Source organism: Sulfurimonas sp. (assembly GCF_026991475.1).
Taxonomy (GTDB): Bacteria; Campylobacterota; Campylobacteria; order Campylobacterales; family Sulfurimonadaceae; genus Sulfurimonas.
In genome coordinates this window covers 23,464-42,679 of the sequence record NZ_JALXBK010000096.1, presented here as the reverse complement: position 1 = coordinate 42,679, position 19,216 = coordinate 23,464, and the positions used below count along the sequence as shown (strand labels likewise).

Genomic DNA, 19,216 nt, shown 5'->3' with positions numbered 1-19,216 from the left:
AGATAAAAGAGGCAAAATCACTTGTAGATGCGCTCGATATGCGAAAAGCAACGCTCTACAAAGTAGGGCTGATGATAGTTGAGTACCAGTACGACTTCTTTACAGGCGGACAGATAATGCCGCTGACTCTCAAGACTTTGGCAGATGAGTTTGGACATAACCCTTCAACCATTTCACGCGCCATTGCCAACAAGTACATAGCGTGTGACAGAGGTGTGCTTGCTATGAAGGAGTTCTTCACCACAGCCATAGATGAAGATGTCTCAAACGCAGCCATAAAAGAGTTTTTGATTGGGCTTATAAAAGAGGAGAGCAGAGAAAAACCGCTGAGCGATATGAAGCTGCTCGATCTCATTCAAGAAAAATTCAAAGTAAAAATGGTGCGTAGAACCATTGCAAAGTACAGAAAACAGCTCAACATTGCAGGTTCAAGTGAGCGTAAAAAGCTCTACAAACTCGGACTCTCATGAGTATAAAAGCAAGACTTGATGCCGAAGTTGTCAAACGCAACAAAAGCGATGAAGTAAGCAGCGAAAAGCTCGACCCCATCATCGTTGCCAAACGCTACAATGATGCAAATATCGCACTTATTTGTGCGCTCTTCTCTTATGGAAATGTTACTCAAATAGTAAAGTTTTTGGACTCTTTGGACTTCTCACTGTTGCAAAAAAGTGATGAAGAGATAGCAAAAGCGTTGCAAAATCACTACTACAGATTTCAAAAGAGTGAGGACATCATCGCTCTTTTTATAGCACTCAAAAGGCTAAACGCAGTGACAACGCTTGAGGATGTTTTTGTAGAGAATTATACTCCTAAACGCAGTGTAATAGATGGGCTAAACGCTCTCATAAGCCGACTCAGAGAACTCTACCCACACAACTCAAGAGGCTATACCTTTTTACTTGGAAATGTAACGACTAAACGCAAGGGAGCAGGGGCACTCAAACGCTGGATGATGTTTTTACGCTGGGTAGTACGAAAAGACAACATAGATATGGGGCTGTGGAGTGGTGTAAATAAAGCAGACTTGATAATTCCACTCGATACACACACTTTTAATGTAGGGTTGCGTTTAGGACTGCTCAAAAGAAAAACCTACGACCTTGAAGCTGCGTTTGAACTGACACAGACGCTAAAAAGTTTTGATGCAGAGGACCCTTTAAAGTATGACTTTGCTCTTTATCGTTTGGGGCAGGAAGGGTTGGCGTGAGAATATGCTTTAAGGAATAATTTGTTTGTTATTGGCAAAATCTTGCAATTAACATACTCTGAAACAACTCTTTCATGGACTTCTTCAACTAATCCAATGATGGTTTTACAACTTGATGTATTTGCTGGAATTAAAAGATCGCAACTTGCTAACGAAGGTTCTGCAAAAGAAAATATCTATAGGCTTCTTAAAGAATTTCAAACATAATTATTGAAAAGTGACAAATAAGATTTAGTAAATTTTTGTTATAATGTACCTAATTAAAGATTGGAGTATATTATGCAAAATATAGCGATTCAGGTTCAAGATGATTATGTTAGTGATTTCATGAACTATGTTAACAACCATAGTGACAGCATAATAATAAAAAAAGATACAAATTTAGAATATGATCCTTATTTTTATGAGAGAAAAAAAGAACTTCATCAAATTAGAGATGCTGTTAAAAGTGGTAAGATGGAGATGTTATCAGAAGAACAATATGAAAAAGAAATAGAACAGTTTTTTTCAGAACTTGAAAAATAAATATGAAGATAATTCGTTCAAGAAAATTTCAAATAAATTTTTTGGTAACTTTGCAAAATATTGCCAAGGATAAAGTCAGCGCTAGTAAAAACTTTCAAAAATAGTTAGATAAACTCATCAAAAATATTCCAAACTTTCCCTATAAATATAGGCAATCCATTTATTTTAATGATAAAAATATGAGAGATTTAATATATAAAAAGCATACAATAAATTATGAGGTCAACCTAGAAGAAAATAGTATTGAAATTTTAAATATTTTTAATCAAAACAAACCATTACTCCAAGTTGTAAATTGACAAAACTTTAGGAGCATCAAAATGAAAAAGAGTGAGTTTCCAAAAGAAGTAGCACTTTGTCTCTCTGGTGGCGCAGCGCGTGGTGCGTACCATTTAGGGGTTATATCGGTTTTACAAGAGCATAACATAGGCATAAAAGCCATTAGTGGTACAAGTATTGGCGCGCTTATAGGTGCATCTTTAGCGTGTGGCAGGAGTGCCGATGATATATTTAACGTGCTAAAGTCCAAAGAGTTTCGGCGTGTATTTAAACTGAGTCTTGGAAAAGGTTACATTTTTAAGATTGACTATGCTGCAAAGGTTATTGAGAAGCTTATAGACAGAGCTGCGTTTGAAGAGTTGTCAATTCCGCTGAGCGTTTGCGTGTGTGATGTTGCGGACGAGTCGGCACTACATTGCAGCAGAGGAGAGGATCTTAAAGAGCTTGTTTTGGCATCGTGCTCCATCGCTCCTCTTTTTCAGCCCGTTTCTTTGCATGGCAAGATATATGTCGATGGTGGCGTGGTAGATAACTTTCCTGTAGAGGAGTTGCAAAAATATAACATGCCCATCATAGGAATAAACCTCCATCCCAAACAGAGATATATACCAAAAAGTATTTTTGGATGGCTGAAAAAGAACATACATACTGCTTGGCAGAGTCAGTATTATAAAAAAAGTGAACTGTGCCATCTCTATCTAAGCAATGAAAAGCTAAATGATGTTAAAATCTTCTCTTTTAGAGACTTAGACAAAGCTTATGCCCTTGGAGTGGAAGATATGAGAGAGATTTTATGTTAAAAATGTACATAGACGGAGATGCGTTTCCCAACCTTTTAAAGCCTATAGTCTTACGTCAAATAGATAAATACGCCATAGAGACCTACGCAGTTGCAAACAAAAAAATAAACATAGGTAAATCACCAAACATCCACTACATCATTGTAGAAGCCGGAGCGGATGAAGCCGACCACAAAATAGTAGAAATGGCAGAAGAGGGCGATTTGGTCATCACCGCGGACATCCCACTAGCAGACAGAATCATAAGCAAAAATGCCCACGCCATAGACCACAGAGGTGAGCTCTACAGTGAAGACAACATCAAACAATATTTGGCGATGCGAAACCTGATGGAGAGCATACGAGAGATGGGAGAAACCACCAAAGGACCAAAAGCTTTTGGGCAAAAAGATGCAGAGCATTTCGCAAATCAGTTGAATATGTTTTTACAGAAGTATATGAAATAGATATTCTATAAATTATCTCTAAACTTCGGATGATGAAAATGTAAACGTTTGTCACAAGATTCAGAAACCACCGAAGTGTCTAAAATAATCTTTCCAATTTTTTGCCATACTCTCTTTTCATCGATAATTTCACTCGAAACAGAGATGTCAAAAACTAACTCTTGCCCATCTTCTATTTTCAACTCATCTCGAAAATCTTTAGCGTTTGATACATTAGATTTTGAGATCTCTATTTTCATCCATTTTGGAGTTAAAATACCCTCTTTTGAATCTTCGCCCATATAAGAAATCTCATACAGTTGTCTTATTGTAGGGTTCTTGTTTGCCTCTGAAAAAGAAGAAGAGACTTTCATTGCATAGGCTAGATTTTTGACTACTTCATAGGTAATACTTACAGATGGTTCGTTGATCAGTGAAACGTCTCTATAAAACGCAGCGTCAGTGCCACCCAAATCATCGATGAGAAAGAAGTTTGCACTTGGTGTTACATTTACTTGCTGAGGGTTCATAGTACCAAAAAGTTTACCTGCAAAGCCAAAGGCGCGAGTGCTGCTACTCTTTGTATGACTCATAGCCGTTGAAGCCCTTGCAATAATGAGTGACTCACTCCCTTTTTTAAAGTAGCCGCCATAAGGATTTTCTTTTTCTATCTTCCATACCCCTTTAAAACAGATGCCATTAGGGTGTGCTAATTTTTCAAAAGGCTCTAGTAAGTCAGAGTCGTCATTTAGCGTTCGAATTGCATTTTCTAAAATAATATTTTCCCCATCTTTAGAGAGCTTAAAGTAAGAAACTTCTGTTTGTGGCAGTTTTATATAAGGGTCTGACTCAAGTTGAGACCAAACATTTGCAAAACTATGTTTCACCCCATTAGAACAAGTACCAAAAACAAACAACAGACAAATAAGAAATAGTGCTTTCATTTTCTCTCCTACAGCGGATCATAGCATATATTTGGATTTTCACATAAGCTCTTTTTAGCTATAATCACCAAAATTAAAATATCATTGACAAAAGGATGTAATTATGGAGTGTGAGTTCCCTACAGTAAATTCAAATATGGATGAAGTAAAAGAGATTTTTGATACGGTGAAGACCATTGCAGTTTTGGGTCTTTCTCCTGATGCGACAAAAGATTCTCATAGAGTTGCTGCATATTTGCAGGCTCATGGGTATAAAATCATTCCTGTATATCCAAAAGGTGATACTATTTTAGGTGAAAAGGTTTACACATCTTTGGCGGAGATTCCTGATCAGGTCGATATGGTAGATATTTTTAGAAAGCCTGCTGCACTTGATGCTATTGCCGATACATGCATCGCTCGTGGTGATGTGAAAGTATTTTGGGCACAAAAAGGCATAGTGAACAATGAAGCGGCGAAAAAAGCAGAAGATGCCGGTATGAAAGTTGTGCAAAATCAATGCTCTATGGTTGACCATAGAAATCTTTACTAGGGAGTTTCATTGATAGAACTTACAAAGATACAAGCAGCACAAGAGCGCATCAAAGATGTTGCAGTAAACACTCCTTTTTCGTATGCTCCCTATTTGAGCGAAGAGGCAGGGTGTAATGTTTACCTTAAAAAAGAGAATCTGCAGATTACCGGTGCATTTAAACTTCGTGGGGCTTACAATAAATTGGCAACACTTAGCGATGCACAAAGAGCAGCTGGTGTAGTAGCTGCAAGTGCAGGAAACCATGCACAAGGCGTTGCCTACTCTGCCGCTGCGTTTGATACAAAAGCTGTCATTGTTATGCCCGAGTCTACACCGCTTACAAAAATAGACGGCGTGAAACACTACGGTGCAGAGGTGATTTTAGCAGGCACAAATTACGATGAAGCTTATGCTTATGCCAAAGAGTATGGTGAGAAAAATCATCTTACTTTTGTGCATCCTTTTGAAGATGAAGAGGTTATGGCAGGGCAGGGAACTGTTGCATTAGAAATTTTAGACAAATGCCAAACGCTTGACGCTGTTTTAATACCAGTTGGTGGCGGTGGGCTTATAGGCGGTATGGCAAGTGCCATAAAAGCACTCTCTCCATCTACAAAAGTAATAGGTGTAAGTGCAAAAGGTGCTCCTGCGTTTAAGAACTCATATGAGCTTAAAAAAGCGGTAGATACTACAAGTGTTCGCACCATTGCCGATGGCATAGCAGTGCGTGACACTTCCCCTATGACACTTGCAACGGCACTTGAATGTGTTGATGAGATGATAGGTGTAGATGATGAAGAGATAGCGAGTGGCATTTTGTATCTTTTAGAGAAGCAAAAGCTTGTTGTTGAGGGTGCTGGTGCTGTTGGTGTGGCTGCATTGCTGCATCATAAGTTAGAGCATTTAAAAGGAAAAAATGTAGCTGTGGTGCTTAGTGGCGGAAATATGGATGTCACACTGCTGTCAGTTATCATCGAGAAAGGTCTTTTGAAATCGCATCGTAAGATGAAAGTTACGGTCACACTTATTGACAAGCCGGGCTCTTTAATGCGTTTTACGGAGATACTTCAAGAGCTAAACGCAAACATTGTTCACATTGCGTATGACAGAACATCTATCTCTCTTGATTATGGGGATGCAAATGTGACTGTACATATGGAGACAAAAGGAAAAGAGCATCAAGAAGAGATACGAAGAGCTCTTAAATCTGAGGGATACTTAAGAGAGCACTAGAGATATGAAAGTTGTAAACAGCCAAACTGTATCTAAGCCAGTTATTTTATTAAAAATACTCGACAACAATACTTTGGCAGCTATTAATGCTGATAGTGTGGTACGTATTTTAAATGTAGAGACACTTGAACTTATCAATGGTTTTAAAGTTGGAATTACACATCAACACTACAAAACACAAGTTGTAGACTATAGTCGTGATAGCAAGTATTTTGCAACACTCTCTGCAAATGCAAGGGAGTCTTTACTCTATAGTGCTGAGACAAAAAAAGTGTTGGGTATGGTTAAAAGACACCACGGAGAGGTTTCGTGTGTTGGTATAGATCCTCTTTCTCGTTTTATGTTTTCATGTGGAGATGATGGGAAAACTTTTGCAATAGATACCAAAAGTGGTAAGCTCGTTTTTACACTTCCTATGCATACCGACACCATAAATGACATAGCCTTTTCTCAAAATGCAAACTGGGTAGCAGTTGCAAGCTATGACAGAAAAGTCTCTCTTTTTAATCTTGTTACGATGACACCTGTAGAGAAATTTACCGGGCACTCTGCACCTGTAGTGAAATTAGAATTTCTTTCACAAAATGAGCTTCTAAGTATAGATAAAAAATCTTCTGCAATTGTCTGGGATATTCATACCAATAAAATCATACACAAACTAAAGGGTGTGCATGATGATGTAACACAAATTTGTGTTGCAACAGAGGAGAATCTTCTCTTTTTAGCAACAGAACTGGGCTATATTTTACTTTATCAGTTAGATACATATCAGCAACTCTCCGAAAAATATATTAAGATCTCTTCTATGGTTACGGCATTAGAGTTTGACACGCAGAGCAAACATCTAATAATAGGCACTGAAGATGGTTTTGTAACTCGTTATGATATTTATGAGGGGCAAGAAAAACTCAAAGCACTTTTAAAAGTGAAAAATTTTGAAGCTATTCATCTTGAAATTGAAAAAAATCCGGTATTGCAATTTACAAAAATTGCTGGATTGGTTTCAAATTTTTGGAAACATAGCTTTGAAAAAGCAAAAATATTGCTTGAAAATGGAGATAAGAAAACTGCTCACGCTCTTGTAAAAAGTTTTCAAAATATACCTGTAAAAAATAGAATAATTCAAAAACTATTTAAAGATTATGAACATTTTGATAAATTTAAACAGAGTGCACAAGAGGGAAAGCTGACTGTTGCATATAACTTGGTAAATACATATCCTATTTATAAAGAGTCAAAAATATATAAAGCCTTAGAAAATAGGTGGAAAAAGAGTCTTATTACTGCACAAAAATATGCGCTTGACCAAAAAAGTATGGCAAAAGCACAAGAACTTTTAACTCCCTATAGAGGAATAACTGAGAAGACAAAGTTTATTCAAGAAGTGATGAGCAAAGGGGAAATATACAAGCGTTTTCGTGTGGCAATAGGACAAAAAGACTTCAAGGTCTGTTTTGAACTTATTAAACATAACCCTTTTTTAAAAGAGTTTCCCGAGTATGACGCTTTGATGAAGTATGCTGATACACTTTATATAAAGGCAAATAAATTTTTGCAAGAGGGTGATACCCATTCGGCTATTAAAATTTTGAGAATTTTAACGGACTTTACAGACTTCAAAGAAGAAGCACAAATACTTATGAAAGAGCTTGTATCCAAGCAGAAATTTTTCAATACCATTGAGAATGATGACATTACAACAGCCTACAATATGATGGCTATAGCAGAAGAGTTACTTCTTAGCAATGAGGGAAAGGAGCTGCATGAAAAGTGGAATACAGACCTACAAAAGGCAAACACTTTTGCTGCTCTTGGAGATGCTCATAGTGTGCAAAAGAGTTTGGCAAAGTATATAAATATAAGTTCCAAATATAGATCTTTGGCGACTATTTTTGCATGGACATACATAGTACAGTTGGAAAATGCTCTGCAAGCTGGAGAGTCACAGGCAGAACTTGAAAATGGCATTAAAAATTACATTTTAAATTTTGGTTTGCAAGAGCAGATAGAGAGCTTTTTCACTGCGTTTAAGGAGAAATACCCCACTTCAAAATTAAATTCCGAACTCCTAACAAAAGGCTCTTTGGCCATGTGGAGACCTTCTATGATAGTAAATTCAATTTTAGACTGAAATTTTAACCTCAAATATAGCTCTTTTTGAGTAAAATCTGGCAATTTTTAAAATATAATATTTCTAGGAGACTTTTCATGCAAATTAGTGGTGCACAGATGGTCATTGAAGCGTTAATTGCTGAGGGTGTAGATACAGTATTTGGCTACCCTGGTGGGGCAATTATGAATGTATATGATGCAATTTACAAACAAGATAAATTTCGTCATATTTTAACTCGTCATGAGCAAGCAGCAGTTCATGCTGCTGAGGGTTACGCAAAAGTCAGTGCAAAAGTCGGTGTTGCTATGATTACAAGTGGTCCTGGGTTTACAAACGCAGTTACAGGTTTAGCAGATGCTTATATGGACTCTATTCCTTTAGTTGTTATCTCGGGACAAGTTCCTATGAGCCTTATCGGTACTGATGCATTTCAAGAGATTGATGCTGTTGGTATAAGTCGTTCATGTACAAAACACAACTATCTTGTAACAGATGCAGCAGATCTTCCACGCATTTTAAAAGAGGCATTTTATATTGCAAGAAGTGGTCGTCCTGGTCCTGTTCATGTTGATATTCCAAAAGATGTTACAGCACAGATTGCAGAGTATAATTATGACATTAAGCTTGATTTAGAGACTTATAAACCACATACAAAAGGAAATCCTCGCCAAATTAAAAAAGCGATACAGGCAATAGCAAACTCTAAGCGTCCTGTTTTTTATCTTGGTGGTGGTATTATTAATTCAAACGCAGCAGACGAAGTGCGTGAACTAGTACATAAAACCGGTATTCCTGCAGTTGAGACATTTATGGCGCGTGGAACACTTGTCCATGATGATGCGCTACTTATTGGTATGCTTGGTATGCATGGTTCTTACGCGGCAAATATGGCGATGAGTGAGACTGATATGGTCATTGCTTTAGGTGCTAGATTTGATGACCGTGTAACTGGGAAACTCTCGGAATTTGCAAAAAATGCTACAGTTATTCATGTAGATATAGATCCTGCTAGTATCTCTAAACTTGTAAATGCAAACTTTCCAATTGTTGGAGATATCAAAAATGTTGTAAATGATATGCTTGCGCAATCTTCAGTGATTGATGCACAAAATTATGAGCAGTGGAGAGAGACTATTATTAATTTTAATGAGTTACATCCACTCACTTACTATGAAGACAGTGAGAGACTTAAGCCTCAATGGGTTATTGAGCGTGTTGGTGAGTTGCTTGGTGACGATGCAAATATCTCTACAGATGTTGGACAACATCAAATGTGGACAGCGCAGTTTTATCCATTTAGCAGACCGCGTCAGTTTATTAGTTCTGGTGGACTTGGAACAATGGGTTTTGGTTTTCCAGCAGCAATTGGTGTAAAAGCGGCAGCTCCTGAAAAAACGAGTATAAACTTTACTGGTGATGGCTCAATCCTTATGAATTGTCAAGAACTTATGACTGCAGTTGAGAAAAAACTGCCTGTTATTAACATCATTTTAAACAATAATTTTCTTGGAATGGTGCGTCAATGGCAGACACTTTTCTATGACAAGCGCCACTCTGAGACAGATTTGTCAGTACAGCCAAACTTTGTAAAACTTGCAGAAGCATTTGGTGGAATTGGATACAGAGTTACTACAAAAGAGGAGTTTGACGCGGCGCTTCAAGATGCAATTAAAAAAGATGTTGTTGCGTTTATAGAGGTAAAAGTGGAACGATTTGAGAATGTAATGCCTATGGTTCCATCAGGTGGAAGTCTATTTAATATGATGTTATTAGAGAAAAAGGAGAGTAAATAATGAATGACAACAATGCAAGAAGAGTAGTTTCGGTTATCGTTGTTAATGAGGCAAGTGTTTTGTCTCGTATTACTGATCTGTTTTCCGGTCGTGGTTATAATATTACTTCACTTACTGTTGCACCAATTCCTGAGAGTAAATACTCTCGTTTGACAATTGTTACTTCAGGAAGTGTGCGTGTAATTGAGCAAATTACTAAACAGTTGCATAAACTTATTCCTGTTTTACGTGTGTATGAACATGAAGATATGGTTGAAAAAGAGATGGCACTTATTAAGTTTCCAATCAGTGAAAATTTGAGCGATATTAATACCATCTGTGAAGCATACAATGGAAAAATTGTAAATGTTGGTGAAAATGTAGTTATTGCAATGGTTTCAGATGAACCAAAACGCATTGATAATTTTCTTTGTGCAGTAAAACGCTACAATCCAAAAGAGATAGTGCGCAGCGGTGCTGTTGCACTTGAGAGATAATAAAATGAAATTAAGTGAAATAGCTTCCATAATTGGCGCAGAATTTCAAGGCTCTGATATAGAGATTATAGGTATGAATACCTTAAAAGATGCAAAAAAAAATGAACTCTCTTTTGTCTCTAATGCAAAATATGTTAAAGATATAAAAGAGACAAACGCAGCAGCCGTAATTGTCTCTGAAGATGTAAAGAATGAAGTTCCTTCTGACTCTTTGGCGCTTGTTGTTGCAAATCCTTACTGGTCTATGGCAATTTTGTCAAAATATTTTGCTCCTGTTATTGAAGATGAAAATTTACCTGTAGCCATCATTGGTAAAGGCTCTAAGGTATCTGCTAAAGCTGAAATAGCAAACGGTGCAGTGATTGGTGAAAATTGTACAATTTTGGCACATGTTTATGTAGGTACTGAAGCTGTTATTGGTGACAATACTATTTTATATCCAAGTGTTACTGTTTATAGAGACTGTAAAATTGGAAATGAGTGTATTATTCATGCAAACAGCGTTATTGGTTCTGATGGTTTTGGATTTGCTACCAACAATATGGGCGAACATAAAAAGATTTATCAAAATGGAAATGTAGTTGTTGAAGATGATGTCGAAATTGGCAGTAACACGAGCATTGACCGTGCTGTATTTGGTGCAACACTTATTAAAAAAGGTACACGTATCGACAATCTTGTCCAAATTGGGCATAACTGTGAGATAGGAGAATATAGCGTAATGGTTTCTCAATCTGGTCTTGCAGGTTCTACAAAACTTGGACGCAATGTTGTCATGGGTGGTCAAGCTGCAGCTGCTGGACATTTAGAAGTTGCACCATTTTCTACCTTTGCAGCGCGTAGTGGTATTACAAGTTCCATAAAAGAACCAGGTAAGACTTATGCAGGTTTTCCTTTGATGGGACATAGACAGTGGCTTAAACTTCAGGCAAAACTTGCTAAACTTGTTAAATAAAACTAGAAGGAGTGAGGGATGTCAAAAACAATTCCATTAAACGGTACAAAAAACGGTGTTATTTCTGTAACAAAAATTGAAGAGCCTTATGGGGCAGGGAGTGGTTCTGTAGCAAGTGTAGGTATCTCTTTAGCGGGAAATTCTAATGAACCAGAGTGGAAGGTGCATATTCCACTTGAAAATATTGATGCAGTTATAGAAGCTTTATTAGCGTTAAAGTAGGTTTTAAAACCTACTTATTTTTGAGTTCTTCAGTGAACTCAGCTATTCTTTTTATTCCTTCTCTTATAGTTGTCATGCCTGTCGCAAAACTAAATCTAAAGTAGCCTTCACTTCCAAAACCAACGCCAGGAACAACTGCAACACCTTTACTTGCAAGTAAATCTTTTGCAAAGTTAAGTGAATCATTGCTTACTTCTTGAATATTTACAAAGAGATAAAATGCACCATCTGGTTTTAAAACACTAAGACCCTCTACAGCATTGAAAAGTTCTACCGCTTCATCACGGCGTTTTATAAACTCTTTTCTCATCATCGCCACATCTTCATCGGCAGAACCATTAAGACCAGCAATAGCAGCATATTGTGTAATAGAAGAGATGTTTGATGTACTTTGAGACTGTAGTTTTTTCGTTGCTTGAATAAGCTCCGTATCGTAAGCTGCCATATATCCAAATCTCCAACCTGTCATTGCAACAGATTTACTAAGACCATTAATAGTAACAGTTCGTTTAAACATATCTTCACTAATTGCAGCAGCAGAGGTAAATTCACCATCATAAGTAAGTTTTTCATACATCTCATCACTAGCAACAATGATGTCTGTACCTTTTAAAACTTCTCCAAGCGCAGCCAGTTCTTCTTTTGAATAAATTGCACCAGTAGGATTTGATGGCGTAGTAAGTACTAACATCTTAGTTTTTGGTGTAATTGCATCTTTGAGTTGTTCAGGTGTGATTTTAAACGCAGTCTCATCACTTGTTTGGATCTCTACAACTTTTCCACCACAATATTTTACAAGTTCAGGATACGTAACCCAGTAAGGTGCAGGAATAATAACCTCCGCACCATCTTCAATAGTTGCTGAAAAAAGATTAAACAAAGAGTGTTTTGCACCATTACTAACTATAATTTGCTTTGGTGTATATTCAAGATTATTGTCTCGTTTGAGTTTGTTTGCAACTGCAGCTTTAAGTGCAGGAATTCCATCAACAGCAGTATATTTTGTAAAACCATCATTAATGGCGGTTATTGCCGCATCTTTAATAACTTGAGGTGTATCAAAGTCTGGTTCACCAGCAGAAAAGCTTAAGATGTCTTTTCCTTCATCTTTTAGCTCTTGTGCAAGTGCAGAAACAGCGATTGTAATTGATTCAGATAGTGTATTGATGCGTTTTGTTAGCATAAAAACCCTTTAAGCGAAATATTAAAGGAATTATACTAAAACTATTGTATAGATAAGTTTAGAGAGATTAACTTTTCATAGATTTTATGAAAGATTCGTAGATATTTTCAAGTTCTAAATCTTGATCGAGTAACTCATGGTGATCTTTGATAAGAATATGCTCAAGTACAGCAACCCTTTTTAGCATATATTCAAACATCTCTTTATTAATATCAGGAAGCATATTGTGCATAAAAGGGTCTTTACATCTTCCTTTTTCGATGATATGCGCAGGAATACCAATAGCAGTAGAACAATCTGGAACGGCTTTAACAACAACAGAGTTTGCGCCAACTTTTGCATACTCTCCAATTTCAATATTGCCAAGTATTTTTGCTCCAGCACCAATAACTGCGCCTTTTCTGATTGTAGGATGGCGTTTGCCGTGTATGAGTGAAACACCACCAAGAGTAACTCCCTGATAAATGAGCACATCATCTTCTACAATGGCTGTTTCTCCAATGACAACACCGACACCATGGTCAATAAAAACACGACTACCAATAACTGCAGCAGGATGGATGTCAATATTTGTAAGAATTTGGTTTATGCCCATAATGATTCTTGCTGTTCTTTTGAAGTTAGAAGTATAAAGTTTATGTGCTACTCTATACCATGCAACAGCCCAAACACCAGGATAGTTAAATATAAAATCAAGTCTAGAATTGAGTGCTGGATCATTTTTATAAGCGTTGGCAAAGTCTTCTCTAATATTTGCAAAAACACCCATTTTTATCCTTTAGTTTGTAGTTCTTAAATAGCCATTTTGACTTAAAAGTTTTTTTAATATCGCAAGTGTATCACTTTTTTCTTTTTCTGCAATAAATTCACTATTTTCAAGTTCTGAATTAAGTTTTGTTACAATATTATTGCCGTCATAGCCAATAGATTCTAGGATTTGTAAAATATTTTTTGATTCGACTGCGTTTGATATTTCATAATCTGTATCATTAATGATGATGGTATATTCATTTGGATGGGTAAAAAGATTGTGATTCATACCTAAGGTCTCTTGGTAAGCGCCGACATTAAAAAATCCAAGAAAATACTCCTCTTCATCAAGGTTTACATCGTGAAGATAGAGAGGCTTCTCAGGATTAAAGCCAATCTCTCCATCACTATCACAAGTTATGTCCCACAAAGAAGCAGCACGAAGTGGCGTAGTGTTGAGATGATGAATTGGCATTACTGGAAAATGTTGTCCTAGTCCCCAATAATCGGGCAGACTTTGAAAAATAGAGGCGTTTATAAGGTAGCGTTCTTGGAGCTTTGTTTGCAGTGCTTCAAGCTCATTTGTAGGATTTGAAGATTTTAAATAGAGTGCTTTTTTAATGATATTGTGGACGAGTATCTCTGCGTTTGAACGGTCTTGTAGGTCAATATAACCTAAATCAAAGAGTGTAAAAAGTGACTCCATATGGTCAAGTGCATCGTGGAGATACTCTATACAGTTTGCATTGTTTAAAAGACGGTTGAGTTCAATGAGCTCTTCAATAAGTGGCGGATTTTCCTCTTTAAAGTTAAGCAACTGCTCTTGGTAATCTTGTGAAAAAAGCTCTAGTACAGGGGTGATAAGCAGCGCATGTGAAGCCACCACAAAACGCCCTGATTCTGTAAATATATCTGGATGTGCTACATTTTTTGCATCCATAATTTCACCAAGCAGAAAAACAACAGAACTTGAAAACTCATCTATGGAGTAGTTTCTTGTGTCTGATTTGGTGTGTTGCTCATACTCAACTGCAAGTCCTCCTCCTATATTTATACTTGAGAGTGAAACTGCTCCCATTTTCTTAAGCTCTGCATAGATATTTCCCGCTTCACGCAGCGCTTTTTTAATGGGTGCAATATCTGCCATCTGTGAGCCAATATGAAAGTGAATCATAGTGAGTTTATCTAAAAGATTCGCACTTTTGAGCAGACTTATAGCCTCTATAATCTCTGTAGAAGTGAGTCCAAATTTTGCATCCATTCCACCGCTTTTTGCCCAGCTACCACTGCCCGCACTATGCAGTCTTACGCGTATGCCGATATTTGGAACTTTTAAATGATGTTTTGAGGCAACATTAATTATGGTCTCTAACTCGTTAAGTCCTTCAATAGTAACAGTAATATTGTGTCCACTTTGTGCTGCAATAAAACTGAGTGTAACCATCTCTTCGTCTTTAAAACCATTTACTGTAATGTTTGCGTTATGAGAAGTTTCACTCATAGCAATGATGAGTTCTGCTTTACTTCCTGCTTCAAGTCCATAGTTAAACTTTTGACCTTGTTTGCTTATTGCATCTACAACAGCTGGAAATTGGTTTACTTTGAGAGGAAAAACAGCATTAAATTTTCCCTGATAAGAATTTTCTTCTATTGCTTTTTCAAAGTAGTTGTAGAGAGTCTGTATCTGCTTGTTTATTAGATGTGGAAAACGTAAAATAATAGGACCTTTTACATCATTTTCGCGTATCTCTTTTGTTATATTTAAAATAGAAGGCATAGATTTATAGTTGAGTTTTATCTCACCATCTTCTATAATAAAATTTTTATTTGCCCAGATATTTAAACCAAAATTATTCACTTGTATGACCTTTAGAAATCTTTGAGTTTAACTGTTTCTTCTCTTTTTTCTTCTAAATCTTTTACCCAAATCGTACCATTTTCAAGTTCATTTGAACCGATGATACAGCAGTATCTTGCATTTGCTTTGTCTGCGTTTTTGAGGTGTGCTTTGAGATTTCTTGCACGGTATTCACACGTTGCTTTGTCAGATTTACGTTTTTTTTGTGTTGTAGTGATTATGAGATCAACCGCCTCATCGTCCATAGCACCAAGATAATAGCCGCTGCGTTTTTCTTGTGGCATCTCTATAAGCTCAATAAGACGCTCGATGCCCATAGCAAAACCAACAGCAGGAGTAGGGCGACCATCAAGAAATTCTACAAGTCTGTCATACCTTCCACCACCTGCTATAGCGCTTTGAGAGCCGATGTTGTCACTGACAAACTCAAACGCAGTCTTTGAGTAGTAATCAAGTCCACGGACAAGGTTTGTATCTATCTCATAGGCGATGTTATTTGCATCAAGGATCTTTTTGAGTTTGTTGAAGTCACTTTCACACCCATCACAAAGTGCATTGATGAGTTTTGGTGCATTTTCATAGAGTGCTTGACACTTCTCATTTTTACAATCAAGCACACGAATAGGGTTCGTCTCTTTTCTGCGTTTACAATCTTCACAGATCTCCTCTTCAACACTCTCAATGAAACTCACAAGACTGTCACGATACTGTGGCATACAGTTTTGATCACCCAAAGAGTTTAGTTGGAGTCTGTAACCAACGCCAAGCTCATTTAAAATGTCCGCAACCATCATAATCATCGCAGCATCTTCATAAACGCTATCAAGCCCAAAACTCTCTACACCAAACTGATGAAACTCTCTTAGACGTCCTTTTTGTGGTCGCTCGTAGCGAAACATAGGTCCATAGTAGAAAAAGCGGTGTGTACCACCTGCACGGTCAAGCTTTTTTTGTATAAAAGCACGAACCACACCTGCAGTTCCCTCTGGGCGCAGACAGACATCATTTTCACCTTTATCTATAAACTGGTACATCTCTTTTCCAACAATGTCACTACTCTCGCCAACGCTGCGTTTAAAGAGTGCTGTCTCTTCTAAAAGAGGTGTTTCAATGTAGTGAAAACCATATCTTTGTGCTACAGCAGTAGCAACTTGTAAAAAATATGTAAATCTTTTATACTCATTCTCTTCTAGTATGTCATTCATTCCACGGAGTGATTTTATCATGTCTGTTTCTTTCCTTTTAGTCTTTAATATTATTTAGTATGTCTAGTGTTATAGCCTCTATGCTCTTGGTTGCATCGATCTCTACAAGTTCAAGTCCCAGAAGCTTTGTTGCCTCTATAATTGCCTCTTGAATAGCTAAAAGATACTTACTTCCACGAAGCTCAATGCCGTCAAGCTCTTTTTGTGAGAGTCTAAATTCAAGCTCCTCTTTTGTCAAACGCAGTAAGAAGACCTTTTGTGGATAGATACTCTTTGTAGCAAAATTGTTAAGTTCTACAAGGCTTTTTTTGTCGATGTCACCTTGAATAAGAGCGTAAGCAACACCGCTCACCGCACTTCTGTCTGAGATTATCATCTTGTCGAGATTTGGCTCGATTACTTCTGCTACATGCTCTGCACGATCTGCTAAAAAGAGTAAAAATTCCGCTCTTTTACTTTTTGTTTTGGCACTGAGTACCATCTCTCGAATCTCTTTGCCTATGGCCGTGCCACCTGGTTCTTTTGTAATGACTGCGTTTGTAAAGTGCTTTGCAAGTGCTGCTATTTGCGTGCTTTTTCCCGCAGTATCTATGCCTTCTATAGCAATGTACATTGACTTGTCCGAATAACCATATCTTGAATCTCTGCAGGAAGAAGATGTTCTATTTTTCCATTGAATTTTAGTAAATTTCGCACAATGGAGGAACTTACAAAGGCATGTTTGAGTGTTGGCATGAGGTAAACTGTCTCAATTGTATCATCAAGAGAGTTATTAAGGTAACCAAGTTGGAGTTCATATTCAAAATCACTTACCGCACGAAGCCCGCGAATAAGGACACCAGCATCATGTTCATGTGCGAGTTCTATTGTGAGATTGTTAAAACCAACTACGCGAACATTATCAAGTTTCATAGTTGCTAAGCGTGCCATCTGGATTCTATCATCAAGATCAAACATAGGATTTTTATCTTTTGACTCAGCTATTGCAACTATAACCTCATCAAAAAGTTTTCCTGCACGTTCAATAATGTCAAAATGTCCATTTGTAATAGGGTCAAATGTCCCCGGATATAGTGCAATTTTACAACTCTTCACTCTGCCACCTTTTATATAAACTATTTTCAATTCCAAGCAAATCAAACCACTTTCCAATAACAAAATTTTCCATTTCATCAAGCGTCTGTTGCTCGGAATAATACGCCATTACAGGGGGTGCAATGATAATTCCAAGAGAAGAGAGTTTATGCATATTTTCAAGTGCTATTGGGGAAAAAGGCATCTCACGAGGTGCAAGAATGAGCTTTTTTTGCTCTTTTATCATTACCGCTGCACAACGAGTTGTAAGATTATCTGCAATGCCACAGGAAATTTTTGCTAAAGTATTCATAGAACAAGGTACTATTATCATAGCATCAACTCCAAAAGAGCCCGAAGCTATAGAGGCTGAAATATCTTCATTGTCATGAACATAAACATTTTTCATCTCTTTATCAAGTACAGTTTTTGCATTTTGTGACATCACAAAATGCTTTTCAACAGAAGAGGGAAGTAGTTCTAAAACTTTTATGCCTATATTGACACCACTTGCGCCACTAACAGCCACTACAATTTTTCTTTTTTTCATCTTACCTCTGCTCTGTTTTTACCAGTTACAACAACTTTTATTTTTCTTCCTTCTCTGTTAAGGACATTTATAGTCTCTCCTAACTCTCCGTTTTGTAGAGCTTTTGCCAAAAAAGAAATTTGCATATTTTCATCACCCATAAAAACATTGATTCGCGAGCCGCGTCTCACTAAATCAAGACCTGTTACATTACGCATTGTAATTGTACGCCCAGCTCTAATGTTATATTTACTCTGGTATTGATGTTTGTTTATATCTTGCACGGGCATAGCCCAAAATTTATCTAACATTATACTCTTTTTTTGACAATTTCTATTTTCTAAATGAGTACCTTTCCTTATATCTCTTTTTGCTTGGTAAATACCAACTTTTGCATTCACAAGATAATGAAAAAATATTTTTCTTCTTTCTTGTGTTTTAATATAAAGTACGCCTTTATTAGAGAGATAAGATTTTTCTTCAAAATGAACCGTATAGGATGAAGGAAGTTTTTCCAAATATACATTTGGTTGCACAGATATGTTTTTAATTGTAATAGAGTTATATTTTGTTTTGTAAAGTTTTCTAATTTTTGTAATGATTTTTTTTCTATTGATGGGACTGCGTTTGGTAAATTGAATATATCCCCTATGTTTTGAGACATATCCGCTATATCCATTTTTTTTTAATAATTTAACAAGCTCTCTTGTTTTGACTCTAATTGTATGCCTATCTGTTTCAAGTGAAAAAAGCTTTTTATCATTTGTTTTAGCACTATGCACTACATCTGAGAGCATTACGAAATCATTTTTAATATAATATTCATTTTTTAAAATATTTTGTGAATATAAAAAGGAAGAGATAAATAGGAGTAAAAGAATTGTTTTTATATGCATGACAATCTCTCAATTTGAGGATTTGTATTTGTTAAAAGATGGTACCAGAGAGGGGATTTGAACCCCTAAGCCGCGAGGCGGCGGATTTTGAATCCGCTATGTATACCGTTCCATCACTCTGGCATTTTATCTTTGAAGTGAAATAATAGTGATTTTTTACTTAAAAGTAAATAACTTTATGCCGATTTGGCTTGTAAGTGGAACTTTTATTGCTATAATTAGCCAAAAGAGT

Annotated in this window: 22 protein-coding genes and 1 tRNA gene; 13 read left to right on the top strand and 10 right to left on the bottom strand. The window is 36.8% G+C overall.

The annotated features are described in order from the left end of the window. The 6 genes from MV589_RS08515 to MV589_RS08490 form a co-directional block, all read left to right on the top strand. Positions 1–470: RNA polymerase factor sigma-54 (locus tag MV589_RS08515; RefSeq protein ID WP_521966174.1), on the top strand; the 470-nt coding region annotated here is incomplete at its 5' end. Continuing rightward, entirely contained in the window at positions 467–1,210 is a 744-nt protein-coding gene (locus tag MV589_RS08510; protein WP_297433875.1) for a TIGR02757 family protein, read from the top strand. The genes MV589_RS08515 and MV589_RS08510, both read left to right, overlap by 4 nt. 21 nt (positions 1,211–1,231) lie before the next feature. Further along, positions 1,232–1,417 (top strand): hypothetical protein, encoded by a 186-nt coding sequence (locus tag MV589_RS08505; protein ID WP_297433872.1) that lies wholly within the window; start codon positions 1,232–1,234, stop codon positions 1,415–1,417. A 72-nt stretch (positions 1,418–1,489) separates the two neighbouring features. Beyond that, positions 1,490–1,735 (top strand): hypothetical protein, encoded by a 246-nt coding sequence (locus MV589_RS08500; protein WP_297433870.1) that lies wholly within the window; start codon positions 1,490–1,492, stop codon positions 1,733–1,735. A gap of 320 nt (positions 1,736–2,055) precedes the next feature. Next, positions 2,056–2,814: a patatin-like phospholipase family protein gene (locus tag MV589_RS08495; RefSeq protein WP_297433868.1), complete on the top strand. Its 759-nt coding sequence runs from the start codon at positions 2,056–2,058 to the stop codon at positions 2,812–2,814. Then, positions 2,808–3,260 carry a YaiI/YqxD family protein gene (locus MV589_RS08490; RefSeq protein WP_297433866.1) on the top strand — a complete coding sequence of 151 codons (453 nt, stop codon included), beginning with the start codon at positions 2,808–2,810 and terminating at the stop codon, positions 3,258–3,260. Before MV589_RS08495 ends, MV589_RS08490 begins: the two co-directional genes overlap by 7 nt. Positions 3,261–3,265: 5 nt before the next feature. On the opposite strand, the gene MV589_RS08485 is transcribed toward MV589_RS08490, so the two are convergent. Next, complete coding sequence (locus tag MV589_RS08485) at positions 3,266–4,183, bottom strand: hypothetical protein (RefSeq protein WP_297433864.1); 918 nt, start codon at positions 4,181–4,183, stop codon at positions 3,266–3,268. 103 nt (positions 4,184–4,286) lie between these two features. On the opposite strand from MV589_RS08485, the gene MV589_RS08480 reads away from it, so the two are divergent. The 7 genes from MV589_RS08480 to MV589_RS08450 all read left to right on the top strand — a co-directional run bounded on the left by MV589_RS08480 (position 4,287) and on the right by MV589_RS08450 (position 11,489). After that, positions 4,287–4,715, top strand: coding sequence for a CoA-binding protein (locus MV589_RS08480; protein ID WP_297433862.1), 429 nt, complete (start codon positions 4,287–4,289; stop codon positions 4,713–4,715). Between the two features lie 9 nt (positions 4,716–4,724). Next, a complete protein-coding gene (gene ilvA / locus MV589_RS08475; protein ID WP_297433860.1) occupies positions 4,725–5,930 on the top strand; it encodes a threonine ammonia-lyase in 1,206 nt (401 codons plus the stop codon). A 4-nt stretch (positions 5,931–5,934) separates the two neighbouring features. Then, positions 5,935–8,061: a WD40 repeat domain-containing protein gene (locus MV589_RS08470; RefSeq protein WP_297433858.1), complete on the top strand. Its 2,127-nt coding sequence runs from the start codon at positions 5,935–5,937 to the stop codon at positions 8,059–8,061. Positions 8,062–8,138: 77 nt separating this feature from the next. Then, positions 8,139–9,836 carry an acetolactate synthase large subunit gene (locus MV589_RS08465; RefSeq protein ID WP_297433855.1) on the top strand — a complete coding sequence of 566 codons (1,698 nt, stop codon included), beginning with the start codon at positions 8,139–8,141 and terminating at the stop codon, positions 9,834–9,836. Beyond that, on the top strand, positions 9,836–10,312 hold the full coding sequence (gene ilvN / locus MV589_RS08460) for an acetolactate synthase small subunit (protein WP_297433853.1): 477 nt from the start codon (positions 9,836–9,838) through the stop codon (positions 10,310–10,312). The genes MV589_RS08465 and ilvN overlap by 1 nt, the downstream gene beginning before the upstream one ends. A gap of 4 nt (positions 10,313–10,316) precedes the next feature. After that, the gene (lpxD, locus tag MV589_RS08455; protein ID WP_297433851.1) at positions 10,317–11,267 is read left to right on the top strand and encodes a UDP-3-O-(3-hydroxymyristoyl)glucosamine N-acyltransferase; all 951 of its coding nucleotides are present in this window, start codon (positions 10,317–10,319) and stop codon (positions 11,265–11,267) included. Positions 11,268–11,285: 18 nt separating this feature from the next. After that, positions 11,286–11,489 (top strand): hypothetical protein, encoded by a 204-nt coding sequence (locus tag MV589_RS08450; protein ID WP_297433849.1) that lies wholly within the window; start codon positions 11,286–11,288, stop codon positions 11,487–11,489. A 10-nt stretch (positions 11,490–11,499) separates the two neighbouring features. Here the strand turns inward: MV589_RS08450 and MV589_RS08445 are convergent, their stop codons facing one another. From MV589_RS08445 to MV589_RS08405, 9 genes are all read right to left on the bottom strand, one after another. After that, positions 11,500–12,672, bottom strand: coding sequence for a pyridoxal phosphate-dependent aminotransferase (locus tag MV589_RS08445; protein WP_297433847.1), 1,173 nt, complete (start codon positions 12,670–12,672; stop codon positions 11,500–11,502). Positions 12,673–12,739: 67 nt separating this feature from the next. After that, a complete protein-coding gene (cysE, locus tag MV589_RS08440) occupies positions 12,740–13,441 on the bottom strand; it encodes a serine O-acetyltransferase (RefSeq protein ID WP_297433845.1) in 702 nt (233 codons plus the stop codon). A 9-nt stretch (positions 13,442–13,450) separates the two neighbouring features. Then, on the bottom strand, positions 13,451–15,280 hold the full coding sequence (speA, locus tag MV589_RS08435; protein ID WP_297433843.1) for a biosynthetic arginine decarboxylase: 1,830 nt from the start codon (positions 15,278–15,280) through the stop codon (positions 13,451–13,453). An 11-nt stretch (positions 15,281–15,291) separates the two neighbouring features. Continuing rightward, positions 15,292–16,506 (bottom strand): histidine--tRNA ligase, encoded by a 1,215-nt coding sequence (hisS, locus tag MV589_RS08430; protein ID WP_297433841.1) that lies wholly within the window; start codon positions 16,504–16,506, stop codon positions 15,292–15,294. A 16-nt stretch (positions 16,507–16,522) separates the two neighbouring features. Continuing rightward, positions 16,523–17,098 (bottom strand): dTMP kinase, encoded by a 576-nt coding sequence (gene tmk / locus MV589_RS08425; protein ID WP_297433840.1) that lies wholly within the window; start codon positions 17,096–17,098, stop codon positions 16,523–16,525. Then, on the bottom strand, positions 17,083–17,580 hold the full coding sequence (gene coaD / locus MV589_RS08420; RefSeq protein WP_297433838.1) for a pantetheine-phosphate adenylyltransferase: 498 nt from the start codon (positions 17,578–17,580) through the stop codon (positions 17,083–17,085). Before coaD ends, tmk begins: the two co-directional genes overlap by 16 nt. Beyond that, entirely contained in the window at positions 17,567–18,109 is a 543-nt protein-coding gene (locus MV589_RS08415) for a UbiX family flavin prenyltransferase (protein ID WP_297433836.1), read from the bottom strand. Before MV589_RS08415 ends, coaD begins: the two co-directional genes overlap by 14 nt. Then, entirely contained in the window at positions 18,106–18,984 is an 879-nt protein-coding gene (flgA, locus tag MV589_RS08410; protein ID WP_297433834.1) for a flagellar basal body P-ring formation chaperone FlgA, read from the bottom strand. Before flgA ends, MV589_RS08415 begins: the two co-directional genes overlap by 4 nt. Positions 18,985–19,023: 39 nt before the next feature. After that, positions 19,024–19,107 (bottom strand) — tRNA-Leu (locus MV589_RS08405). Positions 19,108–19,216 lie beyond the last annotated feature (109 nt).